19 protein-coding genes and 1 riboswitch are annotated in these 25,075 nt (G+C 39.1%); of the genes, 8 read left to right on the forward strand and 11 right to left on the reverse strand.

Annotated elements, in window-relative coordinates; genetic code table 11:
* Entirely contained in the window at nt 1-1,044 is a 1,044-nt protein-coding gene (locus tag EL17_RS09405; RefSeq protein WP_035072963.1) for an efflux RND transporter periplasmic adaptor subunit, read from the reverse strand.
* Complete coding sequence (locus tag EL17_RS09410) at nt 1,044-2,444, reverse strand: TolC family protein (RefSeq protein WP_035072965.1); 1,401 nt, start codon at nt 2,442-2,444, stop codon at nt 1,044-1,046. Before EL17_RS09410 ends, EL17_RS09405 begins: the two co-directional genes overlap by 1 nt.
* A gap of 128 nt (nt 2,445-2,572) precedes the next feature.
* Here EL17_RS09410 and EL17_RS09415 point away from each other — a divergent pair, with 128 nt between their 5' ends.
* A complete protein-coding gene (locus tag EL17_RS09415) occupies nt 2,573-3,148 on the forward strand; it encodes a TetR/AcrR family transcriptional regulator (RefSeq protein WP_164675024.1) in 576 nt (191 codons plus the stop codon).
* Between the two features lie 43 nt (nt 3,149-3,191).
* Nucleotides 3,192-3,668, forward strand: coding sequence for a GbsR/MarR family transcriptional regulator (locus EL17_RS09420; RefSeq protein WP_035072969.1), 477 nt, complete (start codon nt 3,192-3,194; stop codon nt 3,666-3,668).
* A gap of 76 nt (nt 3,669-3,744) precedes the next feature.
* Here the strand turns inward: EL17_RS09420 and EL17_RS09425 are convergent, their stop codons facing one another.
* The 5 genes from EL17_RS09425 to EL17_RS09445 form a co-directional block, all read right to left on the reverse strand.
* Nucleotides 3,745-4,185 carry a DUF2141 domain-containing protein gene (locus tag EL17_RS09425; RefSeq protein WP_164675025.1) on the reverse strand — a complete coding sequence of 147 codons (441 nt, stop codon included), beginning with the start codon at nt 4,183-4,185 and terminating at the stop codon, nt 3,745-3,747.
* Nucleotides 4,186-4,261: 76 nt separating this feature from the next.
* Nucleotides 4,262-4,519 carry a hypothetical protein gene (locus EL17_RS09430; protein WP_035072973.1) on the reverse strand — a complete coding sequence of 86 codons (258 nt, stop codon included), beginning with the start codon at nt 4,517-4,519 and terminating at the stop codon, nt 4,262-4,264.
* Between the two features lie 75 nt (nt 4,520-4,594).
* Nucleotides 4,595-7,747 (reverse strand): efflux RND transporter permease subunit, encoded by a 3,153-nt coding sequence (locus EL17_RS09435; RefSeq protein WP_035072974.1) that lies wholly within the window; start codon nt 7,745-7,747, stop codon nt 4,595-4,597.
* Between the two features lie 95 nt (nt 7,748-7,842).
* Complete coding sequence (locus EL17_RS09440) at nt 7,843-8,889, reverse strand: efflux RND transporter periplasmic adaptor subunit (protein WP_035072976.1); 1,047 nt, start codon at nt 8,887-8,889, stop codon at nt 7,843-7,845.
* Nucleotides 8,890-8,936: 47 nt separating this feature from the next.
* The gene (locus tag EL17_RS09445; protein ID WP_240485961.1) at nt 8,937-10,310 is read right to left on the reverse strand and encodes a TolC family protein; all 1,374 of its coding nucleotides are present in this window, start codon (nt 10,308-10,310) and stop codon (nt 8,937-8,939) included.
* A 230-nt stretch (nt 10,311-10,540) separates the two neighbouring features.
* Between EL17_RS09445 and EL17_RS09450 the strand changes: the two genes are divergently transcribed.
* Nucleotides 10,541-11,017, forward strand: coding sequence for a GbsR/MarR family transcriptional regulator (locus tag EL17_RS09450; RefSeq protein WP_035072979.1), 477 nt, complete (start codon nt 10,541-10,543; stop codon nt 11,015-11,017).
* A gap of 321 nt (nt 11,018-11,338) precedes the next feature.
* Nucleotides 11,339-11,569: a DUF4334 domain-containing protein gene (locus tag EL17_RS23475; RefSeq protein ID WP_262482680.1), complete on the forward strand. Its 231-nt coding sequence runs from the start codon at nt 11,339-11,341 to the stop codon at nt 11,567-11,569.
* Nucleotides 11,570-11,676: 107 nt separating this feature from the next.
* Here EL17_RS23475 and EL17_RS09460 read toward each other — a convergent pair whose 3' ends face one another.
* On the reverse strand, nt 11,677-12,711 hold the full coding sequence (locus EL17_RS09460; RefSeq protein WP_035072981.1) for a ferredoxin--NADP reductase: 1,035 nt from the start codon (nt 12,709-12,711) through the stop codon (nt 11,677-11,679).
* Nucleotides 12,712-12,980: 269 nt separating this feature from the next.
* Nucleotides 12,981-15,440, reverse strand: coding sequence for an ABC transporter permease (locus EL17_RS09465; RefSeq protein WP_035072984.1), 2,460 nt, complete (start codon nt 15,438-15,440; stop codon nt 12,981-12,983).
* Between the two features lie 436 nt (nt 15,441-15,876).
* On the opposite strand from EL17_RS09465, the gene EL17_RS09475 reads away from it, so the two are divergent.
* On the forward strand, nt 15,877-16,530 hold the full coding sequence (locus EL17_RS09475) for a Rossmann-fold NAD(P)-binding domain-containing protein (RefSeq protein WP_035072988.1): 654 nt from the start codon (nt 15,877-15,879) through the stop codon (nt 16,528-16,530).
* Nucleotides 16,531-16,676: 146 nt separating this feature from the next.
* Here EL17_RS09475 and EL17_RS09480 read toward each other — a convergent pair whose 3' ends face one another.
* Nucleotides 16,677-19,886: a S41 family peptidase gene (locus EL17_RS09480; RefSeq protein WP_394332160.1), complete on the reverse strand. Its 3,210-nt coding sequence runs from the start codon at nt 19,884-19,886 to the stop codon at nt 16,677-16,679.
* 91 nt (nt 19,887-19,977) lie between these two features.
* Nucleotides 19,978-21,039 (reverse strand): acyloxyacyl hydrolase, encoded by a 1,062-nt coding sequence (locus EL17_RS09485; RefSeq protein ID WP_240485962.1) that lies wholly within the window; start codon nt 21,037-21,039, stop codon nt 19,978-19,980.
* A gap of 89 nt (nt 21,040-21,128) precedes the next feature.
* A riboswitch (SAM riboswitch) is annotated at nt 21,129-21,238 on the forward strand.
* A 194-nt stretch (nt 21,239-21,432) separates the two neighbouring features.
* Here EL17_RS09485 and EL17_RS09490 point away from each other — a divergent pair.
* Genes EL17_RS09490 through EL17_RS09500 form a run of 3 tightly spaced genes read left to right on the forward strand, consistent with a single transcriptional unit; the run spans nt 21,433 to nt 25,028 of the window.
* Nucleotides 21,433-22,776, forward strand: coding sequence for an O-acetylhomoserine aminocarboxypropyltransferase/cysteine synthase family protein (locus EL17_RS09490; protein ID WP_035072994.1), 1,344 nt, complete (start codon nt 21,433-21,435; stop codon nt 22,774-22,776).
* Entirely contained in the window at nt 22,745-23,803 is a 1,059-nt protein-coding gene (locus EL17_RS09495; RefSeq protein WP_035072997.1) for a homoserine O-acetyltransferase family protein, read from the forward strand. Before EL17_RS09490 ends, EL17_RS09495 begins: the two co-directional genes overlap by 32 nt.
* Nucleotides 23,793-25,028 carry a homoserine dehydrogenase gene (locus tag EL17_RS09500; protein ID WP_035072999.1) on the forward strand — a complete coding sequence of 412 codons (1,236 nt, stop codon included), beginning with the start codon at nt 23,793-23,795 and terminating at the stop codon, nt 25,026-25,028. Before EL17_RS09495 ends, EL17_RS09500 begins: the two co-directional genes overlap by 11 nt.
* Nucleotides 25,029-25,075: the final 47 nt, after the last annotated feature.

Here is a 25,075-nt window from a genome sequence, read left to right on the forward strand (position 1 = left end):
TTAATTCTGGGAAGAAATGATGCGGACAGTATTTCCGTCAACTAATTTTTGCATACCTTCTGTTACATAAGCAGTACCCGGTTCAAGCCCGTCTTCTATTTTAATTAAGTCCTGAAACCTTGGTCCAGTGGTAACATTTGTTCTTCTGGCTATATTTTGATCATCGATGGTGAATATATACCGCTCATTGGTACCTGGCTGAGATAAGACAGCCAAAGATGGGATGAAAACACCCGTAGATTCACCCATACCGATTGTAGCCCTGCTGAACATTCCAGGTTTAAGTTCTTGGTCTGCATTTTCTATTTGTATCTCCACCTGAAAAGTCCTTGCTCCAGTATCTATTTGAGGTATTTTTCTGAATATTTTGCCTATAAATGCTTTTTCCGGAAAAACTGATACATTTACTACTGCTTCCATACCTTCCTGTACCGTTCTATAGTATTGCTCAGCTACCTGAACGGTGAGTTTGATCGGATTGATCTGCATCAAAGTTAGTATAGCCGGACGGTCTGCCCCTGGACTGAATATCTCGCCGCGGCTAAAGTATCTGCGGGTAATGACGCCACTGAAAGGTGCTCTCAGCTCCGTATTTTCCAATACATTATCCAAATTTCGCATAGCATTCTCCAGTTCAGTCTGCATCTGGTCAAATTGCTGCCCGGAAACAGAGCCGATCTGCACAAGTGTATCCAGTCGATCCAGTTCTCTTCTCGAAAGATCCACCTGTAGCTGGGCCTGATGAAACTGGGTAGCGTTCATCAGTGCTAAAAGTGCTCCTTCCCGGACATTATCCCCTTCATCTGCATGAATTCTGTCGATTCTGGTGCCGGTCTGTCCAGAGATAAATGCGATTTCCCATGCTTCTAAACTTCCCGAGTAGGTAATTTCCTGAGGAAGTTCCTGGTTTATGGCCCAGGCTGTATTGACAGATATACCTGCATCCTCTGATACCTGTTCTGTAGATTCAGGGGAACCACACCCATATAAACCCACTAAAATGGCTAAATTCAGATATATTGATTTTCTTTTAAATATCAGCATTAGTATGAAGGATTAAAATTTATAGCAGTTTCTCCCGATAATTCCTGCAGATCGGTCATGGCATTTAAATATTCCCACTTTACACGAAGTGTATTGAGTTTGGCCTGTGTCAGGGCAAGTTCGGCATCATTTATTTCTATAAGGGTGCCTCGGCCGGTGGAATAGCTAACCTGTGCGATTTGAAAGGCTCTTTCTGCTTGAAGTATGTTTTTTTCCTGTGCTTCTATAGATTTGTAGGCCCTTTCCATTCTGTTTAGGGCATTTTGACTTTGTAGATTGAGACTTCGTAGGGTATAATCCTTTTGGACCTGGGCCTGTTTAAGATCAATTCTGGCCTGGTCCATTCGTCTATTCCTGGTAAATCCTTGGAAAACGGGTATATTCAGCTGCAATCCCACTGCTGATGTATTTACCCAGAAATAATCCGAAAAATTAAAATCATTAGCCTGTGACAGTACGGCATAATTGGCAAATGTGTTTAGCCGTGGCATAAAAGCAGCTTGATTTAAGCTGATCTGGTGCTCTTGGATATCTTCCTGATAAGTAAGCTGCCGGAGTACAGGATTATTGGATAAATCGTAATTTCCTAGATTAGGTATAATAAGATTTTGTTGATACATTTCCTCTAGTAATCCTTCCAGGGCTATATTGATTTCCTCAGGGATATTGGCCAGAAGCTTTAGGTTACTTAAAGACTCCTGCAGATCATTTTCAGCCTGAATAATGTCAGGCAAAACATTGGCCACCTGTACCTCTGCCCTGATAACGTCATATTCCGCCACAATTTCTCTTTCAAATTGCCGTTGAACATTGGCCAGATTCTGCTCAGCATTGGCTAGGCTCAGTTCCAGGACCCTCAAAGACTCTTGGGCCAATAATACTTCAAAAAATGATTTTCTGATCCTGCTGCCCAGTTCATTTTTATTGACTTCTAAATTAGTCTGAGAAAGTTTGATAGAAGTTTTGGCCAGCCGGTTGCTTTCGATTAGCTCCTTGTTATATATGGGCATATTGGCCGCCGCCGATGCCTGAAAAGCATTATCAAAGCCTACTTCTATTACATTGCCTCCAGGCTGAGGATCCGCCCCTGGTAAGGCACCATCTGCCGGAAAAAAGAATACTGGTCTTTTGATGTTACGATCATATTGCCCAGACACATCTATCTGTGGGTAAAATCCACCCGCTATGGCCTTTTGTTCAGCGACTGCTCGCTCCACTTCCAGATAAGCTTGGACTATTTCAGCATTCCCTTCCAGACCGCTATGCAAAAGGTCATCTAAGTTCAGGTTTAATACCGGGCCCTGCTGCGCATGGACTATATTTATATTGACGAAAAGGGAGAAGTTTAAAAGCAAAAAGATTAATGATTTTTTGTCTTTTACATACTGTTCTGAATTCATAAGTATGATAAGCTTAAAGGTATTTACTGTTACTCAACCATATGAAGATGGGAATGATGATGCAAAACTAAAGTGATATTTTTACATATACAAGTTTGTTCTGTGTTTTATGAACAAAATAGATTTTAATGTTATATTTGTATTACAGATGGGACTACCAAACGATGACTAAAGAAGAAATCCTAGCAAAAGCAGAGCTTTTGATAATGCAACAGAATTCCTATGATTTGGATTTAGGGGTACTTGCAAGGCATTGCGGAATCGGAAAGCCTAAACTTTATTTCTTATTTAAGAATAAAGGAAACTTATTATATTCCCTTATGGTCTACATTTGTGAAAAAGAAAAAAATAATATCAATAATAAACTGGCCAATACAACTTATCAAGAAAAATTAAATTGTTTTTTCGAAGAATATTTTCATCTTTTGGAAAAATTCCCATACAAGACCATTCAAAATTTTTTGAAGCAGAGTTGGGAAAGCAAAAAGGAAATATCTGTATTTAATCAATGGATAGAAAAGACTTACCACGATCTGATAACGGAAAAACATAAAGCCTCTACCCTATTTTCAGTAGAAGAAACACTGGTGTTGGAAAAAATGCTGTCAGTGCAAATGGATTATTATTATACTAACTTTTGGGAAATTTCTTCTACCGGGAAGGCCAAATTATGGAAAAGGCAAATCATCAGGTGCTTTTCTTAACCATTCCCCAGACCTAATATACGTCAGAATCAAACATCATTACATGCAATTAACGGACAAACAAAGAGAAATTATTGAAATCATAGGTGTATTTCAGGAGCAAAACGGACTGCAACCTGCTCTGGGAAGAATATTGGGTTTACTGATGGTGGCGGATCTGGCAGAAGCTACATTTGATGAAATAGTAGAAAACCTGTCATTAAGCAAAAGTGCTGTGAGTAGTGCACTTACCCTATTACAAACCCAAAATAAAATAGAATATACTACAAAGCCGGGTGAAAGAAAAAGGTATTTCAGGTTAAAGAGATCAAACTGGGAAAAAGAACTTAAAAAAGGCATCAACAGTGGTCTTCAGTTCAGTGAAATTTTGGATAAAGTACTGGCCATCAGAAACGATCAAAACCCTGATTTTAACCGGCATCTGGAAAATATCCGTGATTTTATGACATTTCTTCAAAAAGAAATTCCAATATTGATCGACAAATATCTGGAACAGCAAAAAAATGACCATAGGAAGTAAATCCTCCTACGGTCATATCATTCGTTTATTTATGATAGTCAGTCCAGGAATAAAAATTAGATCGTATTCATCTGTATCAAAAATAAATCATTTTTATAGTTATCTTCTTTTCTTTTTCCCCTAACGTCACTTTGGTAGCCTCAAAACTCGGTTTACTTAACCCAATTTTAGGATTGTTGGAAAACCCTACCCCTTCTTTTGGCATCCTCACTATATTATAGTCCATCTTCCCGTTATTGTTTTCATCGTGAAGCACCACCACAGAGTAATTTCCATAATCTAATGGCTTTGTCATAATGACAGCACTATTATTTTTAATAGTACTTTTAAAAGTAGCTTTTACATCATCTTCGCTGAGATGGTTATCTTTTTCATACAGCGCTACAGTGGCTACACCATCCGCATTCCTAAGACCTTGGATCTGGATGATAAATATCCCCTGATCTACAGGATGAGCTGATACAAATAAAAGCAAGCACAGCGGCCAAATAAGCATTCTTAATCTTTTACACATCATAAATCCAATATTAAACTTTAACGGTCTACCAAAAACAATTTGATAAAGACACATATTTATTTTTAATAATAAATATCTAAAGCAGCATATTGTTTTCTGATCTTGCATTTATCAGAAGCGTCACCAGTTGTGCCGGGGAATCTACCATAGCTATCTGGTCATCCACCAACTCACGCTTTGCCACTAATTCTAACTCAAATATCAAACCCATAACGAATACCGGATCCATTTTGAGATCGTTATAGAAGGTAGCAAATTTTTTAATACCGGTGGTTTTGATACCATATTGTTGAAATACAGTGATGATCCGTTTGTATGTACTTATAACATTCATGATTTTCGGAAATTTAAATTTAAGTAAGTAGAAAATATCTGCCTTTCGGGAAACATAAGAAAGGCAGATATCATATTATACTAAAGCCGCTACCTCAGATTCTGATGCTAATAATTCACTGTCTACCAGCACTATTTCTTCTTTTTTGTCCATATTAAACTTTGCAAGCATTCTGTCAAAGACATAATAGATGACAGGAACTACGATCATGGTCAGAAACATGGAGGATATCAATCCACCTATAATGGCCCAAGCCAAACCATTTTTCCACTCCGCACCGGCACCGGAAGCCAGTGCTATCGGTAGCATACCGATGACCATCGCCAAAGTAGTCATCAAAATAGGCCTAAACCTGATTTCTACCGACTTCATCAAGGCAGCTTTTACTTCCATTCCGGCTGCTTTAAGCTGGTTCGTAAAGTCTACAAGCAATATAGCATTTTTGGCTACCAGTCCCATGAGCATAATAAGTCCCAAAATACTGAATATACTCAAAGAGGAAGATGTCAAAGCTAACGCAAGGAGCGAACCGATCACGGCCAGCGGTAAAGAAAACATCACCACCAAAGGATACACATAACTGTCATACAGTGCCACCATGATAAAATAGATCAATAGAATAGAAGCAAGGAGGGCTAGCCCCAGGCTTCCGAATCCTTCCTCCTGCATTTTCATATCTCCGTCATAGCTGATCGCAACTTCATTGGGGATATCCATATTGGCTATCATGGTTTTAATCTCCTCTCCCACTGTACCGGTAGGCCTTCCTGCCACCTGAGACTGTATCGTAACCGAATTGATCCTGTTTCTTCTTTCCAGCTGACTCGGACCCTCTGATGCAGATACCGTAGCAAACTGTTTTAATATAATCACCTGGCCCCTATCATTGATAAAGCTTATGTTTTCGATATCGGATATAGATGTTCTATCTGTCTCGGCTAAAAGAACATTGATATCATATTCATACTCCCCATCTCTGAACTTTGAATCTGTATTTCCGCTAAAGGCTACCTGAAGGGCTCCACCTACGGCATCTATACCCAGTCCCAGTTCATTCATCTTAGCCCTGTCTACATCTACTTTTACTTCAGGGTTTCCTTCTTCTATAGAAGATTTGATTTTTCTGGTGCCCGGTATAGTAGCCATTTCTCCCGCTATCCGGTTAGATACACTGGTCAATAATTCCAGATCCGGCCCCGATACCACTATCTGTATAGGGGCTTCATTGGCCGTACCGGTGATACTTACAGGGACCGCTGTGAATTCGGCACCAATTACATTTTCTTCCATGAAGATTTCGACCTTTCTGGAAAATTCCGGAGAAGTTATATTTCTCGCTTTTGCCGGTACCATCGTTACAAATATTTCAGCTGCATATGGGGTAGATTGGGCTGCACCCATTCCGGTGGTTTTGCCTACTGTAGTAAACAATCCTTCTACTTCCGGGAAATCTGATAAATACCTTTCTACGTCCAATACCTTTTCATTGGTAGTTTCCAGTGTGGTTTCCTTAGGCATTTCTATCCTTAAAATAAATTCCCCCTTATCACCTTGGCTGAAAAATTCTGTTCCAATGAATCCCTGACTGACCAATAAAAAAGAAGAGAAAAACAAAGCGATGGCTAAGCCTAAAGTGATGGCTTTGTTTCTGAACGACCAGGCCAATATACCCTGTAGCCAGACCACAAAGCTATTTAGCATGGATTCAAAACCGTATACCAGTTTACCGAAGACACCGTTTCTATCTAGGTGTTCCAATTTTGAAAATCTGGAAGTCAATAGCGGTATTAAAGTGAAGGCAACCAAAAGACTCATCAGCGTGGCCACTGCCACTGTGATACTAAATTGTGACAAGATACCGGAGATAAGTCCTCCAGTGAGCGACAGTGGCACAAACACCACTACTATCACCAAGGTAATAGACACTACCGTTCCGCCTATTTCCCTAATACCATCATATGAAGCCTGAGCCGCCGATTTACCCATTTCCAGGTGCCTATAGATATTCTCGATGACTACTATCGCATCATCCACAAGAATACCTACCACCAGCGAAAGCGCCAGCAGACTCATCAGATTCAGCGTAAACCCAGCCAAAAACATAATCGTAAAAGTGGCAATAATCGAAAGCGGAACTGCTATCATGACAATGACGGCATTTCTGATACTGTGCAGGAATAGCAACATGATCACCGCTACCAGGGCTACTGCTATCAGTAGATCTTTGATCACATCATTAGCCGCTTCAAGTGTAAATTCCGAACTATCCTGGGAGATATCAAAGCCTACACCTGCCTCAGCGTAATTAGTCTCAAGCTGATGAAGAAGTTCTTCCACTTTTTTTGAAACGTCTACCGCATTGGCATCTGACTGCTTTTGGATACTGATCCCTATGGCAGATTTATTATTGATACGTGTGACGGCTTCTTCATCTTTAAAGTCATCCTGCACCTGTGCTACATCTTTAACTTTTACCGCTACACCACCTATCTTGGCTACTACTACTTCTCCTATATCCTCTACAGCATTGAACTTACCGGCCAGCCTTATGAGGAGCTGATTATCTGCATTTTTTATTTTTCCTGTGGGAAAATCTAGATTGGCGCCACCCACAGCCCGCGTTACCTGTATGGGCGATACTCCATAAGATTCCATTTTGCTCCTGTCTAGATTGATCTTAATTTCTCTTTCTTTACCGCCTAAAATATTTACTTGCGCCACTCCTTCTATCTGGGCAATGGCAGGTTGCAGTTTTTGGTCTATCAGATCAAAAAATGCTCCCGGCTCCAGGGAGGAAGTAGCTCCCATCTGGATGATAGGCATGTCATCCAAACTAAACTTACCCAAGGAAGGCGGATCAGCATCATCAGGAAGGTCTCCTTCTATGGCATTCAGCTTACGCTGCGCATCCTGCATGATCATGTCCACATCAGCACCATCTTTTAATTCAATGGTGATGATAGAAAAACTTTCCAGGGAGGTGGATTTCATGGCATCTATTCCTTCCAAGGACGATAAAGCATCTTCCAGCTTTCGGGTAAGGGAATTCTCCACCTCCGAAGGTGCTGCCCCGGGGTATAGGGTCGATACGGTGACGACGTTTACTGAAAACTTGGGAAGCAATTCATAAGACATGCTGAAATATGAAAACAAGCCCAGCAATGTCAGTATGGTAAACAGCACCACCACGAGAGTAGGCCTTTTGATTGATATTTTTGTAATTTGCATCTGTTATAATAACTTTTTAATGGTTAGATGGAATCTCATATCTACAATAATGATCCCTCTATGCGAGGTTTTTCTCATACTAGATTTTATAATGATTAAAGTTCAATTACTTCCACACCCTCTCTTAAGTTGATCAGACCCGAAGTGATGATTTTATCACCTATATTTAAACCATCCATTACCGCAATTTTGTCTTGTCCCATACTCCTTGCTGTGATTTTTCTTTTGTTTGCTTTACCATTTTGGAATAGGTAAACTTCTGGATCCCTAAGTCCTCCTATCAACGCCTGTCTGGGGATCTGTATGATTTCCGGCATCTGATAAGAGAATTCAGCAGATCCGAACATGCCCGGTCTAATGGATTTATGGGCATTTTGAATGTCGATTTCCACTATGTAATGAAGGGATGCATCTGCTTTGGAGGAAGTAAAGGTGACTTTGCCTTCCATCTTTTCATCAGGAAGTGCTCCTACAGTGATCCCTACTTTATCTCCCAGTCCTATCTGGACGATCTCAGCCTCTGATACTTTGATAGATAGTTTCATTGGATCGGTACTTACAAGGTCTGCTACCGGCATACCGGGATTTATCAGTGTTCCTATTTCCACGTAATCCTCATTGATGTAGCCTGAAATAGGTGCCGTGATCAAAGTATTGGACAGTCTTTTCCTGATGGTCTTCAGTTCAGCTTTGATCATCTCGAGAGCATTCTGGGATTCTTCCAGTTGCTTTGAAGTGATGGCTTCTGTTTCTGACAGGTTATGGTACCTGGCTAGGTCCTTTTCTGCCTGTTTCAGTTTGATTTCGGAAATAGATAGCTCTGCCTGTAACATTTCATCATCCAGCTTCACTATAGGTTCACCGGCAGTTACAAACTGACCTTTTTTCTTAAAAACTTTTATCACTTTGCCGCTGGCTTCTGACTGTATACTCAGTTCTTTATCCGCCTGAAAGATCCCGTTGGAAACAAAAGAGAGCGCATAAGACTCCTGTGTGACCGTTTGGGTCTGCACTGGAATATGCCTGCTGACCTCCATGGCAGATGCTGCCTGTGCAGTCATTTCTTTTTTATTTGAAACCAGGGATATGCCTATCCAGATGGCTATTACAGCTATAATAATTGGAGCGATTAACTTTTTCATATTATCTTAAACTTTGGCAGTTGCCATTTAATATTGGATGAGATTTGTTATTTACTTATTTCCTTGATTCTGCCTGTAGATTTTAAAAGATCTGCCTGTGCAGTTTTTACATTCACTGTCTGATTATAAAAGGAGGATCTGGCTTCCCTTAAGGCAAGTTCAGCATCCAATAGATCGGTCAGAGGTGCTAGCCCTTCTTTATAGAGCTGTTCTGATTGGTACATTACCTCTTCGGAAAGCTTCAGGTTTTCTTTTTGGGCATTAAGGCCCCTGAAGGAATTTTCCAGTTTTTTGGTGGCGGTAAGGTATTCTGCCATCGCCGCCTCATTTAAATTTTGGCGGTCCATAGACAGTTTATCAGCGCTTATTTTAGCCTGGGAGATTTTATGTTTGCGCTGGAAACCATCGAAAATCGGCACATTCAGTTGTAATCCAAATAGCGCACCTCTGTACCAGTTGTGGCTTCTGTTCAGAAAATCAAATTCTGTAGAAAAAGCATTGTAGTTAAGATCAAAGAATGCCGCCAGGGTGGGAACGTATCCTGATCTGATATTTCGGATATCCAGATTCTGGAGCTCTGTCACTTTATCAAGTACTTTAAAATCTGCCCTTCCATAGATATCTGTATAGTTATGGTCTATATTTTCAGAAGCATGATCCATGTCAAAATCAATGGCTTCCAATACCAATGGAGTATCCATAGGTACCCCCATCAGTAACTTTAAATAATTTAAACCCTGCTCTATACCAATTTCAATATTGTCCAGCTGGGTCTCCAAAGTGGTCATGTTCACTTTGATTCTATTGAGGTCTACTTTGCGGGCGAGGTCATTTTCCACCTGGGACTTGACGATGGCGTTTAACCTATTTAATCTCTCCAGATTGGATCTGAGGTTGTCAGCCTGTAACTCCGCTGCTTTTACATTGTAAAAATTAAGGACCACATCATAAATAACATCTTCCTCATTCTGCCTGCTGAGCAGGTAATAATATTCCTGCGAGGTTTTAGCAGCTTTAAGTCCCACTATATAAGAGTGACTGTATATGAGTTGGGTCACTTCCAGTCCGGCTTTGATGCTTTGCGGAACGCCAAAATTTAATACGCTGATCGTATTTGGATCCTGTGTGGGATCAAATAGGCCACCTGGTATGGCCTGAGGAAAGATGTCTATGAAATTATTATAATTTCCATAGCCCCTAAGCTGAGGCAATCCACTTCCCACTATTTCCTTTCTCTGATGTTGGGCAGATTTTTCGTCCAGAAATTTCTGCTTGATGGAAATGTTATTGGCTAGTGCTGTCTGAACCACTTTATCGAGATCCATTACCCTATCACTATCCGGTCGGTTTGGATTTTGTGCATATAAATGCCCCATTCCGAAAAGAAACATAGCGCCATACAAGATAATTTTAAGTTTCATAGTTTTAATTATTTCTTTTAGTTCAATTATTACAAAACCATATAAATAAAAATTTTGCCGGGGTAGCCGGCATTCAATTTCTAAATAATAATGCAAATAACGAGAATAAATTTAATTAGTTCAGTCAAAAAAGAACTAATTTTGCAAAAGATTTTTTCTTACAGTCTTCGAATGTTATCTTGCCAATAAATAATAATAAATTCTTTATAAACCCTTAAAAGAATAACCAAATGATACTAAATGATCAGCAAAAAATTCTGATAGAAAATATAGGTGTTTTCTTTGATAAAAGAGGTTTGCAACCTGCTTTGGGAAGAATAATGGGATTTTTGATGGTAGTGCCCGGTGCGGAAGCCACTTTCGATGACATCATAGAACACTTAAAAATGAGCAAAAGCGCAGTGAGCTATGGGATAAATATTCTTTTAAGCCAAAAGAAAATAGAGTTTCTCACCAAACCCGGAGAGCGGAAAAGATATTTTAAAATTAGTACCCATACCTGGAGTGCAGACTTTCAGGATCAGATTGAAGGTATATTGGAATTTGAAAGGCTCATCAGTGCCATCATAGAAATCAAGGGAGAGGATTCCCCCCAGTTTGTCAATGATCTGAAAAAAATGAAGCGGTTTCTACAGTTTCTTCAAAGTGAAATCCCCTATTTAATAGAAAAATATTGGGCAACTGTAAACGAAGAGGATAGGTGTTAAATTAATTATAATAAACTTTAATATTGACTACACTTGCCAAAATTACATCAGAAAACCTAAACGCTTCAAGCGCACTCCAAATTCACGGTCGGCTGGATCTAGTCGATCAGTCATTTATGATGGGATGGTGGACCAGCCAAGAATGTCCTACCTGTCAAAGCAAGAAATGCCTATTATCTCTTGGTATGGCAAGTGTTATATAAATAAAGAAAATGTACATCCCTCCTATTTTATACATAGAACGGTAAAAAGCCTGTATGCTGTAAATCCCGGATTGATTTCCTTATAGTTTTAAAATATGCAAAACTAGGGGCTAAAAATATATTATGTGATTTTCCAAATCATTATTACAAACTACACCCCAAAGCCAGGTGGTGGATGATAGAACATATAGGTAAATTCTCTGCCACTATGATATATGCTGGTAAAGTAATTTGGAACAATTTCCGTAAGATAGATGATATTCGAGCATTAAGACTTTTGGACCTTAAAGGGGGATCAACTCCCTATTTATTCTTTGGAAAAATAGATCATTATTCTATGGATATATAAGTTTGAAGCAGAAGTTAAACAGTCTTCAACAGTATTGAACTACATTCAGGTAAATCTGAATTTATGTTTTTGCTGCAGATAGTTGTATCTTCCCATACTTGGTAAGCTTATTTGATCTCAAGTTCCACATCTCCACCTACGGGATATCCCACACATGTCAAGACCAATCCTTGTTTTACATCCCTATCTGTAAGCACTTCATTATACGACATATATACTTCCCCTTTAGTACATAAGGCTATACAGTTGCCGCACCGGCCAGTTTCACAGCTGTAAGGTAGATCCATACCTTGAATACGTGCGGTTTTATGGATAGGGTCCGGATACTGAACTTTAAATGTCTGCTTTGATTCCTTAAACTTTATGGTAACATTATAAGGAGAAGTATCCGGTGGATCACTTTTAGGCAGCGAGGGAGGCATGACAAATATCTCTTTTCGGATCTGGTGTAGAGGCACCCCGAGCTGGACCATATTATAGGTGCACATCCTCATATAGTTTACCGGGCCACATATAAAACACAGGGAAAGGTCCAAAGAACCCACGGTATGTTTTTTTACCAATTCCTTCAGCAAATCTTGATGAAGCCTTGCCCGATAAAGGTTTTGAGAATTGCTATAAAGTAATTCCAATATAAACTTATCAGGAAATTTATCCTCCAAGTCCTGTAATTCTTTAAGAAAAAGGGATGACTGTACACTACGGTTACTATATACCAAGATTACCTTAACACCAGGATTCCGGTATAATAGGGATTTAATCAGTGAAAATATAGGCGTGATGCCGGTGCCAGCTGCAAATAAGAAAATTTGCTTATAATGTGAAATATCATCAGGCAAGGTAAACACCCCTCCTGTACCGGTACTTAATAGTATATCTCCTTCATGAATTTCATCCATTAGGTATCTAGAAAAAATACCGTTATCGAGTCTTTTGACGGCTATACTGAGGGGTTCACCTAATTCAGGTGAAGAAAAAATAGAATAGGACCTTCTTACTTCGCCGTTTGGCATTCTTCGTACTAAAGTGAGGTATTGGCCGGCCCTATATTTCAGGTTACCGGTATGATTTAAAACAAAAACTTTTATGCCGTTTTCCTTGGGTAGGATTTCGCTGACAATTAGTTCGGTGTATAGAGACAAAATTCAGTTGGATATAGTTTATACTGCTAAGATAACCAGAGCAAATTATTTTTGGTTTAATCTATTATGTTTAGTGTAGTGACAATTGAAGTTTTTTAATATTCATGTGATATGGATGTAGGATGAATAAGAGAAAATAAAGTTGTACCATACACAATAAGAATCAAAATCATGGACGATAAATTTTGGTGTCAATTCATACTTACAGTTGATTAACCCATATAAGGTGGAATATTACCAGAAGCATGTTTTAATTTATATGTTCCATCCTATTCATATTTTATAAGCTTAACCGGATTGATTAATGTGGCTTTTAAAATCTGAATTCCTGTTGTAGCCATTGATACAATCAAAATAATCCCGAGAGGCACCAGGTAAATCCACCAACTTACATCAGTCTTATAGGGAAAATTTATCAGCCATTCCTTAACAGACAAATGAATCAATGGAAAAGCCACCATCCCTGATATAAATATTAGCCATATAAAATTTTTAGAAAGTAAAAACAGTAGACTTCCTGTAGATGCTCCCAGTACCTTTCTCACTCCCACTTCTTTTGTTCTTTGAACCACTATAAGGTTAGAGATAGCATAAAGTCCCAAGCAGGCAATGATTATGGCTAAAAAAGTGAACATGGTCAATAACCTGCCAAATATCTGCTCACTCTGGTATTGGGCATTGAATACATCATCTAAAAAAAAGAATTCAAATGGTTTATCGGCAAATACAGCCTCCCAGTTTGACTTTACTAATGCTAAATTATCACTTAAATTATCTCCTCTTAATCCATCAAACTGTATGGATAGATATTTATACGGGAAAACTGATGAGGTGTAGACAATTGGATAATTTTTTTGTTTGAAAGATGTGGAACGGAAATCAACTACTCCAATTATTTCAGCTTTATTTTGCTTTCCCCAAATAATTTCCTGACCAATGGCTGAATCAGGGTCATCAAATCCTAAAGCTTCCAGTGCTTCTATATTAACAATGATACTGGATTGGTCATCTATACCATCTTTAAATCCTCTGCCTGTAACCAGATCGATTTCAAAGGCCGATAGAAAATCGTAATCTATTCTAGTCAAATAAACTGATATATTTTCGTCGGGATTTTTTGCATGCCGGAAATTTGGCATTTGACTAAGATGTTCCTTTCCTGGTATATCATAGGAAGCAGTTATTGCCTTAATATTGCTCTGGCTGGCCAAATTATCCTTCAAAACATTTAAGTTTCTCAAAAAGACCGAATCAGCACCTACCGGACCAAACGTAGCATGGGTATTGACCACTAAGGTATTGTCGATACATATACCCAGCCGCTGTGATTGAAGGAAAGAAAGCTGTTTGAAAACTAGTAATGATACTGCTATTAAAGCTACCGAAACTGAAAACTGAAAAATTACCAATCCGTTTCTAAGGTTCCAAAATGTGTTACTTCTTGATATGCTATGATATCTACCCTTTAATGCTTTGACCGGTTGAAAGGATGAAATTACAAATGCAGGATAAATACCTGCCGCGAGACTCCCTACTAAAATTATTAAAAGGGTAGAAGACCAAAATTCAAATCTTAATAATAGACTATGAGCCAACGTGATACCGGTAAATTTCGAAAAATATGGTAAACAAATAAGTATTAATCCCCCTGCAATAATTAATGCCATAATATTGATCAATAAAGATTCTATCAGAAATTGAGAAATAATACCTTCTTTACCGGACCCTACAATTTTTCTAACTCCGATCTCCTTTGCCCTATCCATCGCTTTTGATGTAGATAGATTCACATAATTTATCCAAGCGATGGTTAATATAAGAATAGCAAGTATTAGCATTGTATATACTGTTCTTTTATTACCGTTTGCCTTAGATTCAGCCAAAAGATCTGATTCTAAATGGATAGAAGTCATAGGTTGCAAATGAAACACAGATCTGACGTTTTCATTTATATCTCCCATATACTTATCGATAAAGGCGGGAATTTTTGATTCCAGAGCATTTATATCTACTTGATTATCTAATAATAGATAGGTATAGAACCCATCCCATCTCCAGTTATTCATATCTTCTGCATTTCCATCATTTGATATAGACTGCCAGGCAAACAAAAAATCAAAATGAATGTGGGAGTTTTCAGGTATGTCTTCAAATACACCTACCACTATATAATTATCCGCGTAATTGTGACTAAGATTTTTACCAATAGGAGATTCACTCTTAAAATATTTATCAGCCATAGACTGAGAAATCATCACGGTATTTGGCTCCAGTTTCCGGATATCTTTTTGTCCGTCAATAATGGAGAGGGAAAACAAATTAAAAATATTTCCTTTTACATGGTAAACTTCTGTTTCGGAAAATCTGGTCCTTTCACCTGTTTCCGTTTCGTGCTCCATTATAATATCGGATTGACCACTGATATGAAAAAGTGTGGTGTAATCCAATACTTCCGGAAAATCATTGGCCATAGATTCACCTGTAGGAATAAAGTTCTGAGCTTTTTGATATTGAAGTACTCCGTCAACAATCCTATCATGAGTTACCCTGTAAATATTGTCAGCGTTTGCATGAAATTTATCATAACTCAATTCAAAGTCTACATATAGAATGATCAGAAAAAAACTAACCATACCTAAGGTTAGTCCGAGAATATTTATGGAGGAAAAAAGTTTAGTTTTAACAATATTACGAAAGGCTATTTTTATATAATTATACCACATATTCATTCAAAAATGAGTGAAAGAATTAATTTGAATTAAATATTCCTGTACGATATCTATGCCATTGTATTTTTCTCATTATGTCTAAATTAAGCTAATATGGTGGAGACACAACGGTATTGCGCGCACATTTTTGTCCGCTCATGAACAAAAACCAAAAATATAACCAGAACATTCTTTTAGGAAACAGTTGTCCTATCCCTGCTTGAATTTTATGAAACCAATATCCAAAAAGTCTATTGCCTATAAATATTAAGTCGGGAGGAGTTCTATTAAAATAGCTGTTTTTTGAATTTCCTGTCTGCAGATCCATCGAAGTGTAGGGTCCCATACCTATTCAATATAATACATGGATAACCCTCAAGCTATCTAAAACTTTATAACAATTTCTAATTGGAAGTACTTTTATAAATAGGTATAAAAATACTAACATTGAATTTATATGAAAACAGCAATAGTAATAGGCGGAACAGGATTAGTGGGCAATGAATTGGTAAAATTGCTACTGGATGACATCCGGTATAGTAAAGTCTTGGTATTCGGCAGAAGGTCTCTGGGTATAAAAAATGAAAAACTGCAGGAAGAGCTCATTGATTTTGATGCTCCTGATGAGTGGAGACATCTGGTGAAAGGGGATGTGTTATTTTCTGCTCTTGGCACCACTATGAAAAAAGCGGGGAACCCTAGTGCCCAATATAAAGTGGATTATTACTATCAGTACTTATTTGCGGAGGCTGCTGCTACAAACAAAGTGCCTATATATGTTCTCGTCTCTGCTCCAGGCGCTAAAGCTGAATCTGTCATATTTTACACACGGATGAAAGGGACACTGGAAAGAGATGTAAAAAAACTAAATTTTGAAAGTATGCATTTTATCCAGCCTGGATTACTGCATGGAGACAGAGATGAAAAAAGGGCAGGAGAACATGGAGCTTATGTGGTGCTTAAAGCATTCAATACTATAGGACTGTTCAGGAGCTATCGTCCCATAGATGGGCAGACGGTAGCTAAAGCAATGATCAATGCATCTCTTTCTTTTGATAAGCATATAGTGACCTATACGCTGGGGGAAGTTTTTCATCTGGCTGGTGAATAAAGCATATTGCCACAAATGCTATCAATGCATAAGGTAAGGGTTCTAGCTTTTTTCAGATATAATAGCAACAAAAAAAACCATCAAAAATAAGAAGACAGCTTCGTGTTTTTGATGGTAAATCCAATAGATATTTATATTTTGAGGAATCAAATATTCTTCATTAATTCTTCTATTGCTCTTTCAAGCTGTTGATCTCTACCTTGATCTATAATTCCCGGCATGTTTTTAACCTGTATATCTGGTTTTGTCTCATTGTTTTCCAGCCATTCACCAGCTTTATTTTTAGCACTTATCGGTACAGCTCCCCACCTTGTGCCATCAGGCAGTGCTTCCCATCCTGCAAATGAACAGGTCCCTGGTACTGGCATCCCTACGGTTTTACCTATTTTTAAGTCAGCATAGCCACATGCAAAACAGTGTCCATCACTATAGTTGGCTTCATTGAACATCGCTAGGGTGGGTTTGGTCCATCGGAAGGTTGGTTCATATCCCACTTCACGATCTTCAGTAGCGTAAGTCAGGAATTTATCTCCGGTAAAGAACATAGCTAAATCAGCTACCAGGTCTCCTCCCCCATTGAATCGGGTGTCTACTATCACCCCTTCCCGATCATGGTATTTACCCATCATTTCCTCATAAGTAGTCCTATATGGTCCATCGCTCATACCAGGGATATGCACATACCCTAGTTTTCCCCCACTTAAACTATCCACCTCTGCCTGATTTCGTTTTACCCATCTTTTGTAAAGCAGTCTATTTTCCTCTCCAAGACTAATAGGCTTTACGGTGAGTTGTGACCGTTCACCTTTTATCGGATCAAATATTTCCAATAGGGTAAATTTATCTTCTTTTCTGTTCAGGTATTGGGCAAAATCCCTATCCTGCCGGAGAGTTTCACCATCTATTTTCTCTACTACCATACCTGGTTTGATATTGAACCCAGCCTTATCTAAAGGTCCTCCTTTAAGCACTTCTTCTATAAGAATGCCATTTCCCTGATGCTTATAATCCATAAATATACCTAAGCTTGCAGTGGCATCTGCCTGATCTATAGACCTGCTGTACCTGGCTCCTGCATGGGATACATTCAGTTCACCTATCATTTCAGATAGTAATTCAGCAAATTCATAGCTGTTGCCTATATGAGGAAGATATTTGACGTATTCTTCCTTCATTTTATCCCAATCTACGCCATGCATATCAGGGGTATAAAACATACCTTTGGTCCGTGCCCAGACGTGGTCAAACATATAGTTTCTTTCTGCAACCCTGTCAAAGATCATTTCCCCGTTAATTTTTACACTTTCTTTTTTGTTGTTTTCCGTATTGATCTTGGATATGCCACCATTACTCAATAAAAAGAGGTGCTTCATTTCTTTATCCCAATATAACCTTCCATAACTGGCATCAAGGGATAATTCCATCTTTGTTTCTTTCGTCCTAAGATTGGTACTCCATAGGTTCATGTCTTTTTCAAACCTGGCCAGGTAGTAAAGCTTTTCACCGTCTTGAGATAAAAGCGCATCTCCTAATGCCGAAGAATGAATAGTCAGTTTAGCCTTTCTATCTTTCAGGTCATCCCAATCTATTTGTACCTCTACTACTTTTTTATCTTCTTTTTTAGCATCTTTCTTTTTTTCGGATTCATCTTCCTTTGCTGCTTTTTCTATTGCTTTCAGCAAGTCATAATCCTCCTTACTTAATTGAAACTTATCCCATCCTTCCTGGGTAAAAAACATGGTAAACACATCATTTTGGGATCCGCCGCTAGTAGCGAAACTCTTCATCCCATCTCTATTGCTAAACCAGATCATCTGCTTGCCCCCATTTACCCATTTAGGATTGGAATCTCCATAACCGCTCTCGGTTAGGTTGATCATTTCTCTATTTCCAGTAGCATCCAGGAGTACCACCTCACCGTTTGCCATGGTGGGCCTATAGGTGGCCAGGAGCCAATTGCTATCGGGGCTCCAGGTATAGTACTGGTCACCATCCTGCATATGAAAGAGCTCTCCCGGGGTAAGAAGTGTCACCGTCTTTTTGGTTTCCAAATCCAGTACTTTTAGTGTACGCCTATCTTCGATATACGCTAACTTTGTCCCATCAGGTGACAGTTCTGGGAGGTAATTATCGTGTTCATTTCCTACCAGTACAGTCTCTTCCAATAAAGTGGAAGCAAAGAAAAAAGGCTCTTCTTTTCTAGTCTTCTTTACCTGAAGGATCTGCCATTTACCATTTCGCTCACTGGAATAAATGATAGATTTACCATCTGGGGCAAAATTAACAAACCTTTCCTGCTCTGGAGTATTGGTAACCCTTTTTGTCATGGCACCATCTACAGAAGTGACAAAAACCTCACCTCTAGAAATGATGACTATTTCTTTGCCATCAGGGGAAACAGACATTTCACGAACTCCTCCGTTGATGGATAGGTATTTGTCTTTATTGTCTATAGTTTGGGTTTTGATCTGGACCTCCAGTTTTTTGGGCTTGTTTCCTTCCTTATATGTGTATAGTTCTCCATCATAGCTGAAACTCATTACCCCATTATTTGCAATGCTGAGAAACCTCACAGGATGGGTAGTGAAATCAGTTAGCTGTTGTGGTTTGGCATTACCATTCAGTGGTAGTTTATGCACATTGTAGGTCCCACTTGCTTCACTTAAAAAGTATATATCCTTTTCTCCATTAGCAAAAACAGGATTGCGGTCTTCACCTGCAAAATCGGTAAGCATCTTATGTTGCTTCGTCTTTGTATCATATATCCATATATCCCGTGTTATAGCGGAAGTATGGTGTTTTCTCCATTCATTTTCCCCACCTTTTTTATCATGGTAGATTATTTTATCACCAGAAGCGCTTAGCTGAACATATTCTGCAGGTAAAGTCCATATTTGATCTACTCTACCGCCCTTGACAGGTACTTTATATAGTTCAGGCTGGGATGCTGTGGGATACTGCCTATGGGCATTCAGATCCTGACGCAGGCCACCAAAGACGACAGCCTCATCTTGAGGGGTAAATGAATATGGAAATTCATCGTTGGAATGATAAGTAAGCCTACTCGCTTCTCCTCCTTCACTATCCATAATGAAGATATCAAAATTCCCATATCTATCGGAAGCAAAGGCTATACGCTGCCCGTCCCTACTCCACACGGGCATAAAATCATGTGCCTCGTGAAATGTCAACTGAATAGCCTTACCCCCTTCTGAAGGTATGGTATATAAATCTCCTTTATAAGTAAATGCTATGGTGCTACCATCTGGAGATATTGCGGGATACCTTAACCAATTAGTGGATGACTGCCCATACGCATTAAACAAAATTCCTGACAAGATGCCAAGAAACAACATGACTTTTAAGATTTTCATAAACTACTTTATTTAGGCTATAAAAGTAATGAAAAGCATCAATACAACTTTTTTATTTTTATGAATGGAACTTTTAGAATGTATAACCCAGCCTTAGGTCAATGTTTTCGGCTACATGTCCGTGTACCTTGAGTCCTATTCCTAATTGTAAATTTTGCCAAATACCGTATTGTAAAATATATCTTTGATAGAATGCATGATCTGCATAATCGTCAGGATTTTGCAGGTAATAAGCAAACCGCTGACTGAACATAAACCTTCCAAAAATAAAATGATGGGAGGCATATGGGGCAGCTATAAAGCCGTTTTTAAAATTCACCGTTTCACCGCTGAGTGACTGATCATGATACATTTCCAATCCTCCTCCCAATCCACTTATAGGAAAAAAACGGTAATATGCCCCTGCACTTGTACCCCATAGATACTTTCTTTCATCTCCTACTCCAGTCTTTCTATTGGTCCCAAAAACATCCAGATATGGTGCCCATTTTTTAAGGGTATGATCAGTTTCGTATTCAGGTAAAGTCGTTCTTTCTACTACATAGGAAACTCCGAGACCTACCATTGGATAATTGATCCCACGGTTTGGCTGTCGCTGTCCCCCGTTGGAGATATGGTTATAGACAAATGAAAGGTTTACATCCAGCTGCTCTGAAATCCGATAATTGAAACTGGGTTGAAGAAAAATCAAAAAACTTAAGGGGCTACTAAAAAAGAGGTTCTCCGGATTGGTTTCTGCATCATATACCCTGGTAAGATAGGTAAACCCTATGCCGCTTTTTAAGGAAAACTCCCATGATTTTCCAGTACCCAATATAGGTTCAAAAAAGCCGCTCAGCGAGTTGGATTGCCCCAGAATGTCAGCATTACCAAAATCGTGAATGGCCACCTGTAGTCCCAGATAATAAAAGCAATTGCATACCTTCCAGCTTTCTTTAGAAGTATTGAGTCTAGAATAGCTCAATTGTACACCATATGGGTTACTGGTAGATATATTACGAAGGTCCAAAGCATGCGGTATGATGAATCCATACTGTCCTTCCAGTCCGAATCTATCGTAGGTCTGTCCAATAGTCTCTAATGACGTATATAGCATCAGAGATAGTATCAGGATAAATTGATAAATATTTCCCATGTAATTTTTAACAATTTTTTTACCCATCTATTGTATTTTCAGCCAGCTTATTGTTAATTTGTTCTATCCTTTCACTTTTTAAGTGCTAAGGTTTATAAAGAAGAGGTTAGAGACAGGCTCTAAGACCCTCTGGCAACCTGGAAGATCCAAGGTGCCAATTCCTGCCTATAGAGAATATCCTCTATGGGAAATATAAATTCTTAACCGATGCTATATAAAAACCACCCTTTATTAAATTCTTATTACCCATCAGCCTATTTATCATTTTACCTGATTAGGCCTACCTACTGTTGTTCCTATAGATAATCCGTCTATTCGAAGAACACATTGTTTGTTTTAGTTAACATACGATATCAATCCCAAACAATTTATTAACCTTTTAACCATATACCCATGTCACAGAACTATCATTTCGACACGCTGCAGTTGCATGCAGGCCAGGAACCAGATCCCACTACCAACTCCAGAGCGGTGCCCATTTATCAGACTACTTCCTATGTGTTCAATTCAGCCGAACATGGGGCCAATTTATTTGGCCTGAAAGAGTTTGGAAACATCTATACCAGGATAATGAATCCGACTACAGATGTATTTGAAAAGCGACTCGCCGCTCTTGAAGGGGGCGTAGCTGCTGTAGCCACAGCATCAGGCCAGGCAGCTCAGTTTCTAGCATTAAATAATATATTGCAGGCAGGAGATAACTTTGTGACCACATCATTCCTTTACGGCGGTACACATAATCAGTTCAAAGTCTCATTTAAAAGACTCGGAATAGAAGCCAGATTTGCCAAAGGTAACCATGTGGAATATTATGAGAAACTAATAGATGAAAAAACAAAAGCCATTTATCTGGAAACCATAGGGAATCCCGAATTCAATATACCTGATTTTGAAGCCATAGCAAGCCTCGCCCAAAAGTTTGATATACCTCTTATAGTGGATAACACTTTTGGTGCAGGAGGTTACCTTTTTCAGCCATTGGCTCATGGTGCTAATATAGTCACATCTTCAGCTACCAAATGGATAGGTGGGCATGGCACCTCTATTGGAGGTGTTATTATAGACGGAGGTAATTTCAACTGGGGAAATGGAAAGTTTCCACAGTTTTCAGAACCGTCTGAAGGCTATCATGGACTTAATTTTTGGGAAGCATTTGGTGATGGTAATGCATTGGGACTACCCAACATAGCTTTTGCTATAAGGGCCCGAGTGGAAGGCTTAAGGGATTTCGGCCCAGCCATTAGCCCTTTTAATTCCTTTTTATTACTTCAGGGATTGGAAACACTTTCGCTTCGGGTACAGAGAACGGTAGACAATGCACTTGAAATCGCCAAATGGCTTGAACAACATCCCCAAGTGCAGAAAGTAAACTATCCCGGACTTACGTCCTCTCCTTATCATGCCTTGGCCAAAAAATATCTAAAAAGGGGCTATGGTGGAGTTCTTACCTTCGAACTCAAAGGTGAAAAAGAAGATGCTTCTATTTTTATAAATGAACTTAAACTTATTTCCCATCTCGCCAATGTAGGGGATGCTAAAACGCTGATCATCCAGCCATCAGCCACTACCCACCAGCAGCTCAGTGACATAGAACAGTCGGCGGCGGGGGTCACTCCTACCCTGCTCAGAATTTCTTTGGGAATAGAACATATCGATGATATCAAGGCTGACCTATCCCATGCATTTACAAAACTTACCAGCAGTAATGAATCTAACCTCTCCATATCAGAGAATTGAAATGACCAGTGAGATTTTCCATTTTGATAGTAATTTAAATTTAGAATCCGGAGAAGAACTTTCCGGATTTGACATTGCCTTCACTATATATGGCGATATACATAATACATCCCTCCCGGTGATATGGATCAACCATGCACTCACTGGAAACGCCTACGTAACTGAGTGGTGGAGTGGACTAGTAGGTGAAGATAAGTTTTATGACCCCAACGATTATCGGATTATCAGTTCCAATCTCCTGGGTTCATGTTATGGATCATCCAATCCATTAAGTACAAACCCTGAAACTCAGGAACCATATTATTATGATTTCCCTACCCTTACTACTCGTGACCAGGCCAAGGCTCTCGAACTTCTGCGTCAGCACCTGGATGTAAAGCAGATCCATACTCTGATAGGAGGATCTCTCGGAGGACAAGTGGCTTTGGAATGGTCGTATACATTAGGAAACAAACTGAAAAACAGTATCATTATAGCCTCCAATGCCAAGAGCACGCCATGGATCATTGGCTTTAATGAAGCCCAGCGTATGGCCATCAGTGCCGACTGTACCTGGGGAGAACACCATCCGGAAGCAGGAAAGGATGGCATCAAGACCGCTAGGGCGATAGGCATGTTGACTTACAGACATCCACAGGCCTTTATTGAGACACAGAAAGAACAGGAAGAAAAACTGGATAACTTCAAAGTCAGCAGCTACCTCCGGTACCAAGGGGAAAAACTATCCCAACGATTTAATGCATTATCTTACTGGGTGCTTACCAAAGCCATGGATAGCCATGATCTGGGCAGAGGAAGAGGAGGTCTGGAAAAAGCATTGGGAGAGATCAGCGCTAAAGTCCTTGCCATAGGTATAGATACTGACGAGCTGTTCCGAAAAGAAGAATCGCAACTCATCAGTAATTTCAGCACAAAAGGTGTATATGCAGAAATCAAATCTCCCTATGGACATGACGCATTTTTGATAGAATACGAACAACTAAAATACATTTTAAAATCTTTTTACCTGAGCAATAATGAATCATAAGATAGGACTGATGGGATTTGGGGTAGTAGGACAAGGCTACCATACCATAGCAGAATCCCATGATAATGATTTACTGCCTTATCAGATTGTTATCAAAGAACAAAATAAATCACGGCCGCAGAACCTTCCTTTTATATTTAATGCGGAAAAGTTAATAGACGAAGCAGAAATAGGAATTGAATTGATTTCAGATTCAGATGCAGCTTATAAATTTATTAGGGCTTTCTTGGAAAGGGGCAAAAGAGTAATAACTGCCAATAAAAAAGTAATAGCTGCAAATCTACCAGAACTGATCGCTCTGCAAAAGCAATATGGTGGAAGTATATTATACGAAGCCGCAGTAGCAGCAAGTATACCTGTTATATGCAATCTCCAGACGCAATACTACGGAGATGAAATTTTAGAAATAAAAGGGATACTGAACGGATCGTCCAATTATATTTTAAGTCAAATTTTCCGCCATAATTTATCCCTACATGACGCTTTGGCTTTGGCACAGAAAGAGGGATTTGCAGAAGCGGACCCTTCATTTGATATTAATGGTAGCGATGTAGCCAGTAAACTTACCATCCTCATAACACATGCCTTTAATGAATACCATCCCGAAGCTTCCATTCCATTTTATGGCATCGAAGCTATAGGCTCAGAAGAAATTGATTTGGCCAGGACATTAGGCCTGACTATAAAATTAATCGCATCTGCAACAAAAACAGCTGAAGGGGTAACGGCCTACATATTCCCGACATTTGTGGATTCTTCTGATGCCATATCAGCTATCGAATGGGAATACAATTGTGTCAAGATAAAATCTAAGAACCTAGGTGAGCAATTTTTTAAAGGTAAGGGAGCTGGCAGTTTGCCTACCGGTTCAGCTGTTTACTCTGATCTTGTTAAAATGATCGCTGGATTCAAATACCAGTATGCAGAAAATATTCCCAAAGAAACGGAGCTTAGGCCCATTTCTACCATCCTGACTGTAACCATGAAAACAACCCATGGTGATAAGCTGAAAAGATATGGAATAAATGAAGCTGAAATAATCCATACTGCTGATGCAGCCTGGTTTGTTGGAGATATCACCACTGAATTCTTTTTAGCCAATAAATCTGCATTTATAGGTGATGCTATTTCGATCATTAACATTGGAAGCTCGGTAACCGCTGAGACTGTAAAAAAAGCATTGATAAAACTAAAATATAAAGAACACCTATTGATTAGCGAGTGAAACCTTATCCTTTTCTAGCGGTTTTATATGTTTCACACCATATACAG

The sequence above is a fragment of the Anditalea andensis genome (assembly GCF_000714815.1).
Classification (GTDB): Bacteria; Bacteroidota; Bacteroidia; order Cytophagales; family Cyclobacteriaceae; genus Anditalea; species Anditalea andensis.